A 14,922-nucleotide genomic window follows, 5' to 3' on the forward strand; every position below is an offset into this window, starting at 1 on the left:
AATCGCCCTTAAACTGGTCACATGGGCAGCGGGAATGAGGGCCCGAACCAGGGCCCCGAGGACTTCGGGCCGGATCCACTCGGCGACTTCCTCGCACGCTTCCTCGGGACCGGGCCGGCCGGGCAGCGGCCCGATTCACGCCATGTCGACTTCGGCCGGCTGATGAGTGAGAACGCGCGCCATCTCGTCTCGGCCGCCGCCTCCTACGCCGCCGAACACGGCAGCACCGACCTCGACACCGAACATCTGCTGCGGGCGGCGCTCTTCTCCGAGCCCACCCGGACCATGGTCTCGCGCGCCGGAGCCGACCCCGACCGGATCGCCGCGGACATCGACCGGGAGGCGGGAGGCGGCCCGCCGCGCAACTCGGTCGCCGTCACCCCGGCCGTCAAGCGGGCGTTGCTCGACGCCCATGAGATAGCCCGCTCACGCGGCTCCTCGTACATCGGCCCCGAGCATGTGCTGATCGCGCTCGCCGCCAACCGCGAGTCCACCGCCGGGCAGATCTTGAACGCCGCCCGCTTCGAACCCCGGGCCCCCGGTCCGCCCCAGACCGGCGGCCTTACGCCGAGCGCCCCCACGACCGACCAGCGGCCCGTCGTGGACCAGCGGAAGACCCCGAACCTCGACCGGTTCGGCCGCGATCTGACCGAACTGGCCCGCGAGGGGCGGATCGACCCCGTGATCGGCCGCGATGAGGAGATCGAGCAGAGCATCGAGGTGCTCGCCCGGCGCGGCAAGAACAACCCCGTCCTCATCGGCGAGGCCGGAGTCGGCAAGACGGCCGTCGTCGAAGGGCTCGCCCAGCGGATCACCGACGCCGATGTGCCGGACATCCTGCTCGGCCGCCGGGTCGTCCAGCTCGACATCGCGAGCGTCGTGGCCGGCACCCGCTTCCGCGGCGACTTCGAGCAGCGGGTCACCGGCATCGTCGATGAGATCCGCGCCAACTCCGACGAGTTGATCATCTTCATCGATGAGCTGCACACGGTCGTCGGCGCCGGCGGCGGAGGCTCCGAGGGCGGCCAGATGGACGCGAGCAATCTCCTCAAGCCCGCGCTGGCCCGCGGCGAACTGCATGTGATGGGCGCGTCCACGCTCCGCGAGTACCGCCAGTACATCGAGAAGGACGCCGCACTCGCCCGCCGCTTCCAGCCCATCATGGTCCCCGAGCCCACCCCCACGGACGCCGTCGCCATCCTGCACGGCCTCCGGGACCGCTACGAGGCCCATCACCAGGTCCGCTACACCGACGAGGCGCTGCTCGCCGCCGTCGAGCTCTCCGACCGCTATCTGACCGACCGTTTCCTGCCCGACAAGGCCATCGACCTCATGGACCAGGCCGGCGCCCGGGTCCGGCTGCGCTCCAGCGGCCGCGGCACCGATCTGCGCGCCCTGGAGCGGGAGGTCGAGCAGCTCACCCGCGACAAGGACCAGGCCGTCGCGTCCGAGAGCTACGAACACGCCACCTCCCTGCGCGACCGCATCGCCGCACTGAACACCCGGATCGCGGAGGCATCGGGTACGCAGTACCACGGCGGGCGCGTCGCCGAGGTCACCGTCGAGGACATCGCCGAAATCGTCTCCCGGCAGACCGGAATCCCCGTCGCCAGCCTCACCCAGGAGGAGCGCCAACGCCTGCTGGGCCTGGAGGAACACCTCCATCGGCGGGTGGTCGGGCAGGAGGAGGCCGTGGCCGCCGTGGCCGACGCGGTCCTGCGCGCCCGCGCCGGACTCGCCGACCCCAACCGCCCGAGCGGCAGCTTCCTCTTCCTCGGCCCCACCGGCGTCGGCAAGACCGAACTGGCCCGCGCCCTGGCCGAGGCACTCTTCGGCAGCGAGGACCGCATGGTCCGCCTCGACATGAGCGAGTACCAGGAGAAGCACACCGTCAGCCGGCTGGTCGGCGCGCCCCCCGGATACGTCGGCCACGAGGAGGCCGGGCAGCTCACCGAGGCGGTGCGCCGCCAGCCCTACTCCCTGCTGCTCCTGGACGAGGTGGAGAAGGGGCACCCCGATGTCTTCAACATCCTGCTCCAGGTGCTCGAGGACGGCAGGCTGACGGACGCCCAGGGCCGCACCATCGACTTCAAGAACACCGTCATCGTGATGACCAGCAACCTCGGCTCGGAAGCCATCACCGGACGCGGTGGCCCCCTGGGCTTCGGCGGCGGTGGCGACGAGGCCGACGAGGCGGCGCGCCGGGAGCGGGTGCTGCGCCCGCTGCGCGAGCACTTCCGGCCGGAGTTCCTCAACCGCATCGACGAGGTCGTCATCTTCCGCCGGCTCGCCGACGACCAGCTCCGGCAGATCGCCGATGTGCTGCTGGAGGAGACCCGGCGCCGACTGCACGCCCAGGACGTCAGCGTGGAGTTCACCCCGCCCGCCGTCGAGTGGCTGGCCCAGCACGGACACCAGCCGGAGTACGGCGCCCGGCCGCTGCGCCGCACCATCCAGCGCGAGGTCGACAATCCGCTCTCCCGGATGCTGCTCGGCGGCACGCTGCCGGCCCACAGCCACGTCCGCGTCGATGTGGAGAACGAAAACCTGGCCTTCCACACCCAGGAGGCGGACCGGACGGGGCAGCCCGGCCCGCCGGATCAGGCGGAGCAGCCGGGGGGTCAGGCGGAACAGCCGGACGAGCCGGGCGGGCCGGATCAGCCCGAGTGGTAGCGCCACGGGGAGCCGGCAGCCGGGTCAACGGCCCATCGTCAGACCGTCCTTCTTGGCGCCCCGGCTGAGCACCGCCTCCTGGATGGTGCTCAGCGCGCTGGTGTAGCCCGGGTTGCCGGGGCTCTTCTCCAGGGCCCGGGGGAGGTTCACCAGGGAGATCGGATCGTTGTCCACGGCGTGCGGGATGTACTCCGCCTTCTTCACCTCCCACGCCCTGCCCTCGGCGGTGGGCGGGGTGAAGGTGAAGCGGGCCGCCGAGCCCATCTGACCGCGCTTGTCGGGCATGATCCCCGCGATCTGGTCGCCCATGCCGTAGACCACCCAGGTGCCGTTGACCTTCTCGTACGCCTGGGGGACATGGGCGTGGGTGCCGATGATCAGGTCGATGTCGCGGCGGCCCCCGTCCTTGGAGGCGGTCAGCTTCTTGGCGAGCGCGAGCTGGAGCTTGTCCGGCGCCTGTTGCCATTCGGTACCCCAGTGCACGCTGACGACGACCACATCGGCCCCGGCGCGCCGCGCGGCCCGCGCGTCCTTGATGATCCGCGCCGGGTTGATGAGGTTGACCAGCCACGCCTTGCCCTTGGGGACCGGGATGCCGTTGGTGCCGTAGGCGTAGGCGAGCTGGGCGACCTTGGCGCCACCGGCCTCCATCATCGTGGGACGGGTGCTCTCCGCGGCGGAACGGGCCGATCCGGCGTGCTTCAGTCCGGCCTTGTCCATGGCGTCGAGGGTGCGGACCACCCCCTCGGGGCCGGCGTCGAGGGTGTGGTTGGAGGCGGTGGAGCAGGAGTCGTAGCCGAGGCCCTTCACGGCCGAGGCGAGCTGCGGAGGCGTCTTGAAGGTCGGATAGCCGGTGAACGGCCCGTGGGCGGCCCCGTAGACGGTCTCCATATGGCAGATGGCCAGGTCGGCCTGGGCGACCACGGGCGCGGCCGCCCGGATCATGCGCTGGAAGTCATAGCCGTCACCGCCCGCGTCCGCCTGTGCCTGCCGGATGACCGAGGCGTGCACCAGCAGATCGCCGGTGGCCACCAGGGTGAAGCCCTTCATGGCCCCGCTTCTGGCCGGCGCGGTTCTCGACGGCTTCTCCTCGGCTTCGGGGGCGGCCGGTGTCCCGCTGCCGCACGCGGTGACGGCGCCGAGCAGGGCGACGGCGAGAAGCGCCGTCCGATGGCGTGGGTGATGGGACACGGTGCACTCCGCACTGGTCCGGTCCATACCGGACCCTTTTGTTCTGATTGTCGGATTGTCATATTTATATGCACGACATCCGAAGGGGTTGCGGAGTGGTGGGGAGCTTCACCGGTTCGGCCGACCGGATGTACCCGATGGGCCCGGCTGCCGCCTGTTCGGCGTCCATCGATGGGACAATGCGCGCCTGCCGCGCGGCGCCGCAGCTCGGGCGATTCTGCAGGCCGCCGTCCCTCGTGTAACTCCCGTGTGAACATGGGCGGTTAGCGATGCGCGCGGGGTGCGGAGCTGACACCATGGGCTGGGTCGCCCGCGACATACGGCGGGACCTCGGGGGAGGACGCTCCATGCAGATCGGCCGGCCCAGCATCACCGCCCGTGGCGCGGCCGCGTTCCGCGCGGCCCACCAGGAGCTGGAGGGCGGCCGGGTGTTTCACGATCCGCTGGCGCTCCGTATCCTCGCCGCCGACGCGGACGATCCCCTCCTCGAAGCGGCCTTCCGGCCCGAGCGTGAGGATGTGCGGCTGTCCGTGGCCGCCCGCGCGCGATTCGCCGAGGACGCCGTAGCGGCCGCCGTGGCGCGCGGGGTGCGGCAGACGGTGGCGCTGGGGGCGGGGCTGGACACCTTCGGCTGCCGCAATCCGTACGAGGCGGAGGGCCTGCGGGTGTTCGAGGTGGACCACCCCGCGACCCAGGAGTGGAAGCGCGGCCGGCTGGCCGCCGCGGAGATTCCCGTACCGCCCTCGCTGACCTTCGCACCGGTCGACTTCGAGCGGCAGAGCCTGGCCGACGGGCTGACGGCGGCGGGCTTCGATCCGGCCAGCCCGACGTTCTTCATCTGGCTCGGGGTGGTGCCCTATCTGACGCACACCGCCGTACTGGACACGCTCGGCTTCATCGCCGACCTGCCGGGCGGCTCCGGAGTCGTCTTCGACTACGGCGAGCCGCCGGACACGCTGCCACCGGAGCACCGCGCCGTGCACGAGGCCCGTGCGGCATGGGCCGCCGAGGCCGGTGAGCCCTTCCTCAGCTTTTTCACCCCGGAGGAACTCGCCGGTGACCTCCACCGGCTGGGCTTCTCCGCGAGGGAGGACATCCGCTACCGCGACCTCACGGCCCGGTACGAGAGCGGACACCGCATGGCCGACGGGTACGCGGACCTGGGCGCCCATGTGATCCACACCTGGATCCAGGGCTGAGCCCGGACCGCCGGTGGGCGACCCGGGCTCCGACAACTCGCTTACCGATGAAGGGACTTGGTGAGTCCACCGGTGGTGGTCACCGGTACGGTGACACGGCTGCCGCCCAGGTCCACCGTCACCTTCGCCCCGGTCGCTTCCTCGAAGTAGAGGAAGTCGGCATCGGTGCCGCCCAGGACCAGCCCCAGCCGATGGCCCGGCTTGATCTCGTAGTCGTTCGGCAGTGTCTTCCAGGTGATCCGGTAGGACCGGCCGGGGGTCAGCGGCTCGGGAGTGGTGACCGAGTGGCGGTTCTGGGCGTCCATCCAGCCGCGGGCGATCACCTCGGAGGATTTGCGCGCCGTCACATTGGCGGTCTTCTGGTAGCAGGCGTCGTCCTGGGCGGTGCTCTCCCCGTGGCAGGAGTCCTCGTCCAGCCCCTGCAGACCGTCATGGATCCTGTTCTGCGGCTCGTTGCGGTTCCAGTCGATCCGTTCGTCCTCGCCGTAGTCCACGAGCAGCGCGGTGAGGTTCGACGTCGGTTTGTCGAGCGTGACCCGCAGATCCACGGTGGGCGTGCCGGAGAGCCGCACCCCGGTGCGCAGCGGCGGGGTGACGAACGCCAGCCGGCCCGGACGGCTCGCCGCCGGGTCGGCGGTGAGATCCGCCTCGCTCAGCTTGGTGTCGGTGAAGGTCCCGGTGCCGCTCGCGGGACTCAGCGCCAGGGAGCTGTCGGGCCCGGGGTGCAGAGGCACCGAGGAGGTGCCGGCGGGCCAGTCGGCCTGGGTCGTCCAGGTGGTCGGGCCGGTCTGCAGATCGACCCGGGGCTCGTCCATGATCCCGTTCCGCACGCCGTACAGCCAGTGGTCGAACCATCGGTGCACGGTGTCGACCCACTGCGCGCGCCGACCGGGCCAGTCGAACGGATCGGTGTGCCCGTAGCGGCCCAGCCACAGCTTGCGTGGCACATCGCGCTCGGCCAGCGGGGCCCACCAGTTCGCGAACTGGTCGATCCGGACGTTGTAGTCGCTGAGGTCATGTGCCGCGAGGACGCTCGCGCGCACCTTGTCCACCTCGGGCGCCGGCTGCGCGATGTAATTGCGCTCATGCCAGTGGGCGTTGTAGTTGCCGGTGGCGTCGTCCTCACCGGCCTGCAGCCGGTCGCGCACCGCCTGGCACTTCTGGGGCGGATCGGTGTCCAGCGCCGTCGTCAGATAGGAGGCGAAACCATTCCAGTGCTTGGCGCCGTTGGTGCGGGCGAAGTCGTACCACGAGCTCATCCCGGAGATCGGGACGATGGTCTCCAGCCCCTCCACACCGGTGCCGGCCACGGCGTTGGCCAGCATGCCCTCGTACGAGTGGCCGATCATGCCCACCTTGCCGGTGGACCAGGAGGCCTTCACCTCGCTGCCGTCGGCCGCGTAGGCCGTGGCCCGGCCGCCCAGCCAGTCGATCGTCGCCTTGGCCGCCGCCACGTCGGAGGCGCCGCCGATCGTCGGACAGCCGTCGGATCGCCCGGTCCCGGTCACATCCACATCGACCACGGCGTAGCCGCGCGGCACGAAGTAATTGTCGTAGAAGAGCGGGAACTTGGCCGGGGCGCCCTGGGCGTCGTAGCTCTTCCGCTCCGATTCGAACCCGCGGCCCACGGTGTCGTTGTAGGGGCTGGCAGACATGATGACCGGCACCTTGAGGCTCTGCTGGGTTTCCTCGGGTCGGATGATGTCCACCGCGACCCGGTCCTTGTGCCCATCGCCGTCACTGTCGACGGGCGTCTGGACCATGAGGTGCTCGCGCACGGCATCCGGATACGAGAACACCGGCTGGGTGCGGCCGTCCACCACCTGGGCACCGGGCGGGCCGACGGGCTGGGCGGATGTGCGGGCCGACGCGGGTCCGGCGGGCAGTGCGGCAAGGGCTGTCGATATCGCGACCGCGGCGATCACGGCGCCGCGCCATCGTGAGGTGAGCATACGGACCTCCTGGCCACGGCCCCCGCCCCGGGATCAGGAGTCGGCGGTGACCGGTCGGGGATCCCGGGGTTCCGGGGCCATGGAGGCTACTCGGCGATTTTCGTACGCATGGTCCAGCGAAAGATCGCTGTGGTGATGTCAGCGGAATCGCTGACGAGTTCGAAGTGCTCGTATCCATCGCGATGCTGGATTTTGAGCTTCTTGCTGGTGAGGGTCGACCGCCCGGTCCGGAATTCCCGGGGCAGATCGTCAGGTCCGCCTTCGAGGACGACCTCGATCGGGCTGCCGTCGGACAGGTAACTGACGTGATCGCTCATATGTCCACCTCCTTACGCGGTCTTCCTCATGCGGGAACATGCAGTTCCAGCCGGTCATCCGAGGTGAGGATGGCCCGCTGCATGTCCTGCAGGGCCCGGCACGGTTCGAGCCCGAGTTCCTCATTGAGCGTCTTGCGCGCCGCTTGATACACATGCAATGCGTCCGCCCGGCGGCCACAGCGGTAGAGCGCCAGCATCAACTGACGGTGGAGTGCCTCCCGCAGAGGATGCTCGGTGGTCAACTGGTACAGATCACTCACCAGTTCGCGATGGCGGCCGAGCATGAGCCGGGAATCCGTCAGCATCTCGATGCATTCCAGCCGGGCCTCCTTCAGCCAGGTCTGAAAGCCTTCGAGGATCGGCCCATGGCATACATCATCCAGCAACGGATCGCGCCAGAGATCGAGTGCGCTTTCGAAAGTGGCCGTGGCCTGCTGGTAGCGCCGCTCCCTGAGGTGATCCCGGCCCTCGCACACCAGTCGTTCGAAGCAGTGGAAGTCGAGGCGATCGGGGCCCAGCCGCAGGACATATCCCGGGGGGCGGGTGAGAACGGGGCTTTCGCTCTGGTTGGGCCGGCGCAGGAACTTGCGGATCTGGGAGACATACACATGGAGCCCGGCGATCGCCCGGCGCGGCGGATACTCCCCCCAGATCTCCGCGATGAGCTGGTCGATCGGGACCACCTGATCGGCGCGGACGAGAAGAACGGTCAACAGGACCTCGATCTTCCGCGCCCTGATGGTTAATTTCCGCTCTCCTTCTACCACCCGGAGAGGTCCCATGATCTCATATCGCACGATGTGCCCCATCCGAGTCGCCGACGAGTGCGGTCATGGGACAGTCGGCGCCTTTGCCGGAAGTGCCCGCGGTGTTTTCTGGGTGTTTCCTCGATTTCGAGGACGATGTCCATCTGCTTCCGGAGACGAACGCATGTGCGGGGTGGGCTCTGGTGGTCCGCGCGGATCGCCGTCCCCGGCCGCCCGGGTGGCGCGCGGAAATTGTCACGTCCCCGGAGTCCGGCGACCCCGGAGGGGATGGGAAGTGGGCGCTTGCTGAGCCGCTTGCGTGTGGAAAGTGGTCCGGTCGCGCCCCTCTGCGCGGGGACGGGCGGTGCCGCCGGATCCACTGACGCACGCCGTTCGCGACTGCCATTACTCACCCCTCTTTTATCGCGGGCCCTGCCGAGGAATCAGAGAACTGACAAGATCGGACGCCTTCGGCGGGTGCCCCACATCGTAAGCAAGTCCTATGACTACCCACCTCACCTAGAATCCGGATATACGCGCCCTCGAGGCGGCGTCCTCGACGGTGCGGAGCGGGTATTCGCAATACGTCCGGAAGATCGGAGTCCGGATATCCCGCACTTGAGGTGTTGCAGTCCGCGAATGAGAATACGCGGATCGCATCGACCGGGACAAGCGAATCTTGCGAGATCATGGGCCCCTTGGTGCCGCTTTGATGAGGAGCGAGGAATTCCGGCTCCGCGGGACCCATGAAGGGGATGTCGAATAACCGTCAGGTTTGTTGCTGATTCAGGGCTTGTGGGCCACCACGATCGCGCAGCCGGCGCTCGGCACGGTGGGGAGCGCCGACTTGGCGGCGTCCAGCACCTCCTGGACGCTGACCCCGTGCTGCGCCTCGAACTCCCGGCGGCAGCGCAGGATGCCGTCGATCATCCGGTCGGCGGTGTCCTTCGTGTTCTCGGTGACGTCGGTGAGCTCGTCGAGCACCAGCCCCGCGGCATCGATCAGACCGGGCCAGTCCTCCAGCCGGGTCAGCGAGGTGACCACATCGGGATCGCCGTCCGGCTGGTAACTCCCGTCGCTCGGCGGGGTGACATCCGTGAGCACCAGCCGGCCCCCGGAACCCAGCACCCGGGCCATCTCCCGCAGCGCCGTCGCGCGGTCCATGTGATTGATCGATTCGAATGCGAGTACGGCATCGAAAGCCGCGTCCTCGAAAGGCATGGCCATGGCGTCGGCGTATTGGAATGCCACCTGGTGGGACAGATCGGCCAGCCGGGCGGATTCGGTCGCCTGTTTGACCTGGAGCTCGCTGATGGTGATGCCCAGGACATGGGCACCGGTGGCGGTCGCCACGCGCATCGCGGGTTTCCCGATACCGCAGCCGACATCAAGCACCCGGTCTCCCGCCCCCACCCGCAGCCGTTCGATCAGCAGATCCGTGAAGCGATCGGTGGCCTCCTGGACCGAACGGGTATCGGACGGGCCGTCCCAGTAGCCGAAGTGGAAGTTGTCGTCCCACGCCATCTGCAGAAGCGGTCCCAGCGAGCTGTAGTAGTCCGACACCGTGCCGCCTGGCGGCACGGCCGATGGAGATGTCATGACACTCCTCCTGTGTGCTCGGAGATCGGGTCGGCCAAGGGCACATAAAGGGCTCACCCGCTCAGCGATGGTCATGGGTTCCGGTAACGCGTCTCTAAAGTCACCGGCCGCGGCCTATTTGGTCTTGCTTTAGAGCCGCGCCCCACGATGGGCCACGTGCTCGCACCGATCATCAATCCGGAGCGGGAGTGCCGCCCATGACCCAGAACACGCAGATGTTCTCCCAGCGCCGAATGGGGTGCGATGGATAGCGCCGCGCCCAACCGGACACCTCAGCACGCGGAGCCCATCGCCGTGGTGGGAATGGCCTGCCGCCTGCCGCACGCACCCAGTCCGTCAGCCTTCTGGCGGCTGCTGCGGCAGGGCGGGAACGCCGTCACCACCATGCCGGAGGACCGCCGCCGGACCGGCGCCCCGGCCACCGACGGCCCCGCCACTGGCACCGTCGCCACCGACGGCCCGGTCACTGGCACCGTCGCCACCGACGGCCCCGCCACCGACGGCCTCAACCGGTCGGCCCCGACCTGGTACGGCGGCTTCCTGGACCGCGTCGACACCTTCGACGCCTCCTTCTTCGGCATCTCGCCCCGCGAGGCGACGGCCATGGACCCCCAGCAACGGCTGATGCTCGAACTCGCCTGGGAGTCGTTCGAGGACGCGGGAATCCGCCCCGGAACGCTGAAGGACACCCCGACCGGTGTGTTCGTCGGCGCCATCTGGGACGAATACGCCACCCTGCTGCGCCGGGACACCACCGCGGCCACCCGGCACGCCATGACCGGTGTCCACCGCAGCATCATCGCCAACCGGGTCTCCTACGGATACGGTCTGCGCGGCCCGAGCCTCACCGTCGACACCGCACAGTCGTCCTCGCTGGTGGCCGTCCACACGGCCTGCGAGAGCCTGCGGCGCGGGGAGTGCACCCTCGCGCTGGCCGGCGGTGTCAACCTCATCCTCACCGAGGACAGCATGACGGCAGTCGCCGCCCAGTTCGGCGGGCTCTCCCCGGAGGGGCGCTGCCACACCTTCGACGCCCGCGCCAACGGCTTCGTCCGTGGTGAGGGCGGCGCGGCGGTCCTCCTCAAACCACTGGCAGCGGCCGTACGCGACGGCGACCCGGTGTACTGCGTCATCCACGCCGGAGCCGTCAACAACGACGGTGCCACCGACGGACTGACGGCCCCCAGCCCGGCGGCCCAGGAGGACGTGGTGCGCACCGCCCACCGGCGGGCCGGAGTCGCACCCGACGAGGTCCAGTACGTCGAGCTGCACGGCACCGGAACGCCCGTCGGCGACCCCGTCGAAGCGGCGGCACTCGGCGCCGCGCTCGGCACCGCCCGGACGGACGGCACCCCCCTGCTCGTCGGCTCCGCCAAGACCAACGTGGGCCACCTCGAAGGCGCCGCGGGCATCGTCGGCCTGCTCAAGACCGCCCTCGGTATCAAGCATCGCCTGCTCCCGGCCAGCCTCCACTTCACCACCCCGAACCCGCGGATCCCGCTGACCGAGCTCGGACTGCGGGTCCAGGACCGGCTCGGCGACTGGCCCCGCCCGGACCGGCCACTGCTCGCCGGGGTCAGCTCCTTCGGCATGGGCGGCACCAACTGCCATCTCGTCCTCGGCGATGCGCCCACCTCCGGGCCCGCACCCGCCTCCGTGCCCGCACCGGTCGACACCCCCGCACCCCCTGTGGTGGCCTGGCCGATCTCCGCGAAGACCCCCGCGGCGCTGCGCGCCCAGGCCGGGCGGCTGCGGGACCATCTGGCGGACCAGCCCGACCTCTCCCCGGCCGACATCGCACAGTCCCTGGCCACCACCCGCACCGCCTTCGACCACCGCGCCGTGCTCCTCGGCGAGGACATCGACGAGCTGCTGAGCGGGTTGGACGCGCTGGGCCGGGGCGCGGAGACCGCCGGAGTGGTGCGGGGCAGCGCCGTGGACGGCGGCCTCGCCTTCCTCTTCAGCGGGCAGGGGAGCCAGCGAGCGGCCATGGGACGTGAGCTGTATGCCGCCTATCCGGTCTTCGCCGCGGCGCTGGACGAGGTGTGCGGCTGTCTGGACGCACGGCTGGCGGAGCCGCTGCACGAGGTGTTGTCCGCCCAGGCGTCCTCGCCTCGGGCGGCGTTGCTCGACCGGACCTCGTACACCCAGCCCGCGCTGTTCGCCATCGAAGTGGCCCTGTACCGGCTGGCCGAATCCTGGGGACTCACCCCCGGCCATGTGATGGGCCACTCGGTCGGCGAGATCGCCGCGGCCCATGTGACCGGTGTGCTCACCCTGCCCGACGCCTGCGCTCTGGTGGCCGCCCGCGGCCGGCTGATGCAGTCGGTCACGGCGAAGGGAGCCATGGCCGCGCTGCACGCCGACGCGGACGAAACCGCCGGACTGCTCGCCGGATGGGAGGACCGGCTGGACATCGCCGCCGTCAACGGGCCCTCCTCCGTGGTGATTTCGGGCGACCACGACGCCGTCCACGCGGCCGCCGCCGTCTGGCGCGAGCGCGGCCGCAAGGCCCGGCTGCTGAAGGTCAGCCACGCCTTCCACTCGCCACATATGGACGGCATGCTCGACGAACTGCGCGCCGTCGCCTCGGAGCTGACCTTCTCCGCACCGGCCATCCCCCTCGTCTCCAATGTGACGGGACGGCTCGCCACCGCCTCCCAACTCGCCTCACCCGACTACTGGGCCCGGCACGCCCGCCACGCGGTGCGCTTCATGGACGGTGTGCACACCCTCCTGGACGCAGGTGTCACCACCTTCCTCGAACTGGGACCGGACGCCCCGCTCACCGCCATGACCCGCGAATGCCTCACCGCACGCCCGGGACCGGCCCCCGAGCGGCCGCGCCCGGCCGCCGTGGCGGCGCTGCGCCGCGACCGCCCCGAGGCACGCACCTTCGCCACCGCCATGGCCCAGGCGTATGTCCGCGGTGCCGAAGTGGCCTGGGACCGCGCCTGCGCCGGGCAGCCCCGGCAGCGGGTCGCCCTGCCGACGTACGCCTTCCAGCGGGACCGCTACTGGCCCGGCATCGCACCCGAATCCACCGGGACGGCCACCCACGCCACCGCACCGGCCACCCACACCACTGCTCAGGCCACCCACACCACCGGGACGGACGGCGCCACGGACCCGGCACTTCCCACAGCAGAGACGGCCGAGCCCGCCGACGCGGCGTGGCACCGCGAACCGCTGGACACCGTGCGGACGCATGTGGCCCTCGTCCTCGGGCACTCCGAGCCGGGCGCCATCGATGCCGGCCTCACCTTCAAGGAGCTGGGCTTCGACTCGCTCGCGGCGGCCGAACTGAGCGAGCGGCTCGGCGCGGCCACCGGGCTGCCCCTGACCGCCACGCTCACCTTCGACCACCCCACGCCACTGGCCGTCGCCGACCATCTGCGCGCCCACACCACCCCGGCCACCGGCTCCTCCACCGCGTCCACGGCCACCACACCGCGCGACGCCGGCGAACCGATCGCGGTGGTGGCCATGGGCTGCCGCTTCCCGGGCGGGGTCGATTCGCCCGAGGCGCTGTGGCGGCTGGTGGCCGAGGGCGCCGACGCGATCGGGGAGTTCCCCCGGGACCGCGGCTGGGACCTGGCCGGACTCTTCGACCCCGACCAGGACCGCCCCGGCACCAGCTACGCCCACGAGGGCGGGTTCCTCTACGACGCACCGGAATTCGACGCGGAGTTCTTCGGGATCAGCCCCCGCGAGGCGCTGGCCACCGACCCCCAGCAGCGGCTGCTGCTGGAGACCGCGTGGGAGACCTTCGAACGGGCGGGCATCCGCTCCACCGCCCTCCGGTCCAGCCCGACCGGGGTGTTCGTCGGCGTGACGGCCCAGGACTACGGCCCCCGGCTGCACGAGGCGCCCAAGGGGCTCGACGGCCATCTGCTGACCGGCGGCGCCCCGAGCGTGGTGTCCGGGCGGGTGGCGTTCACCTTCGGCCTGGAGGGGCCCGCGGTGTCGGTGGACACGGCGTGTTCGTCCTCGCTCGTGGCCGTCCACCTGGCGGTACGTGCCTTGCGGCAGGGCGAGTGTGCGCTGGCCCTGGCCGGAGGGGTGACGGTGATGGCCGCACCCGGCATGTTCACCGGCTTCTCCCGCCAGCGGGGGCTGGCCCCCGACGGGCGGTGCAAGCCGTTCGCGGCGGCTGCCGACGGCACCGGATGGGGCGAGGGCGTCGGCCTGCTGCTCCTGGAACGGCTCTCCGACGCCCGGCGGGCGGGCCACCGGGTGCTGGCGGTGATCCGGGGCTCGGCCGTCAACCAGGACGGCGCCTCCAACGGCCTCACCGCGCCCAACGGCCCCTCCCAGCAACGGGTGATCCGCCAAGCCCTGGCCGACGCCCGGCTGTCGCCGTCCGAGGTGGACGCCGTCGAGGCCCATGGCACTGGAACCACCCTCGGCGACCCGATCGAGGCCCAGGCCCTGCTCGCCACCTACGGGCAGGAGCGGACCGGAGAGCGGCCCCTGTGGCTGGGCTCGCTGAAGTCCAACATCGGCCACACCCAGGCCGCCGCAGGCGTGGCGGGCGTCATCAAGATGGTGATGGCCATGCGGCACGGACTGCTGCCCGCCACCTTGCACATCGACGCGCCCAGCCCGCACGTCAACTGGGGCAGCGGTGCGGTGCGCCTGCTGACGGGGCCGGTGGAGTGGCCGCGCGACGAACGCCCGCGCCGCGCGGGCGTGTCCTCCTTCGGCATCAGCGGCACCAACGCACACCTGATCGTGGAACAGGCCCCCGAGCCGGAACGCGCACCCGCTGAGGCTCGGACGGACGAGGACGACCGGCCGGTGCCCTGGGTGCTCTCCGCCCGGAGCGCCGAGGCCCTTCGAGGACAGGCCCGGGAGCTGGCCGCCCGCATGGCCGCCGACAACACGCCGTCACCCCGGGACGTGGGCTGGTCACTGATCACCACCCGGACGGCGTTCGAGCACCGCGCGGTGGTGGTCGGCGACGACCGCGATGAACTCACCGCCGCCCTCGAGGCGTTGGCGACCGAGAACACCCACCCGGGCGTGGTGCACACGGGCACGGCCGCCACCACGGGTGGCGCGGGCCCGGTGATGGTGTTCCCCGGCCAGGGCTCGCAGTGGGCCGGGATGGGTGCCGGACTGCTGGAGGCGTCCCCGGTGTTCGCCGCGAGAGTGGCGGAGTGCGAACGAGCGCTCGCACCCCACGTCGACTGGTCGCTCACCGATGTGCTGCGGGGGCCGAAGGCGCCGCCGATCTGAGCCG

General features: G+C 70.8%; 8 protein-coding genes. 3 read left to right on the forward strand and 5 right to left on the reverse strand.

All coding sequences use genetic code 11. The features are described 5' to 3' along the window. The first annotated feature begins 21 nt into the window (after window positions 1-21). A complete protein-coding gene (locus BLV72_RS34560) occupies window positions 22-2,673 on the forward strand; it encodes an ATP-dependent Clp protease ATP-binding subunit (protein ID WP_093467302.1) in 2,652 nt (883 codons plus the stop codon). Between the two features lie 24 nt (window positions 2,674-2,697). On the opposite strand, the gene BLV72_RS34565 is transcribed toward BLV72_RS34560, so the two are convergent. Beyond that, window positions 2,698-3,891 carry a CapA family protein gene (locus BLV72_RS34565; protein WP_093467303.1) on the reverse strand — a complete coding sequence of 398 codons (1,194 nt, stop codon included), beginning with the start codon at window positions 3,889-3,891 and terminating at the stop codon, window positions 2,698-2,700. Window positions 3,892-4,211: 320 nt separating this feature from the next. Between BLV72_RS34565 and BLV72_RS34570 the strand changes: the two genes are divergently transcribed. Next, window positions 4,212-5,063 (forward strand): class I SAM-dependent methyltransferase, encoded by an 852-nt coding sequence (locus BLV72_RS34570; RefSeq protein WP_093470721.1) that lies wholly within the window; start codon window positions 4,212-4,214, stop codon window positions 5,061-5,063. Between the two features lie 41 nt (window positions 5,064-5,104). On the opposite strand, the gene BLV72_RS34575 is transcribed toward BLV72_RS34570, so the two are convergent. The 4 genes from BLV72_RS34575 to BLV72_RS34590 all read right to left on the reverse strand — a co-directional run bounded on the left by BLV72_RS34575 (window position 5,105) and on the right by BLV72_RS34590 (window position 9,677). Further along, the gene (locus tag BLV72_RS34575; protein WP_093467305.1) at window positions 5,105-7,015 is read right to left on the reverse strand and encodes a Xaa-Pro dipeptidyl-peptidase; all 1,911 of its coding nucleotides are present in this window, start codon (window positions 7,013-7,015) and stop codon (window positions 5,105-5,107) included. A gap of 86 nt (window positions 7,016-7,101) precedes the next feature. Next, window positions 7,102-7,332: a DUF5988 family protein gene (locus tag BLV72_RS34580; RefSeq protein WP_093467306.1), complete on the reverse strand. Its 231-nt coding sequence runs from the start codon at window positions 7,330-7,332 to the stop codon at window positions 7,102-7,104. Window positions 7,333-7,358: 26 nt separating this feature from the next. Beyond that, window positions 7,359-8,129 carry an AfsR/SARP family transcriptional regulator gene (locus BLV72_RS34585; protein WP_059144684.1) on the reverse strand — a complete coding sequence of 257 codons (771 nt, stop codon included), beginning with the start codon at window positions 8,127-8,129 and terminating at the stop codon, window positions 7,359-7,361. Between the two features lie 735 nt (window positions 8,130-8,864). Continuing rightward, window positions 8,865-9,677 carry an SAM-dependent methyltransferase gene (locus tag BLV72_RS34590; protein ID WP_093467308.1) on the reverse strand — a complete coding sequence of 271 codons (813 nt, stop codon included), beginning with the start codon at window positions 9,675-9,677 and terminating at the stop codon, window positions 8,865-8,867. A gap of 243 nt (window positions 9,678-9,920) precedes the next feature. Between BLV72_RS34590 and BLV72_RS34595 the strand changes: the two genes are divergently transcribed. Next, entirely contained in the window at window positions 9,921-14,918 is a 4,998-nt protein-coding gene (locus BLV72_RS34595) for a beta-ketoacyl synthase N-terminal-like domain-containing protein (protein WP_425288416.1), read from the forward strand. The last annotated feature ends 4 nt before the right edge of the window (window positions 14,919-14,922 follow it).

This window comes from Streptomyces melanosporofaciens, assembly GCF_900105695.1.
Classification (GTDB): domain Bacteria; phylum Actinomycetota; class Actinomycetes; order Streptomycetales; family Streptomycetaceae; genus Streptomyces; species Streptomyces antimycoticus.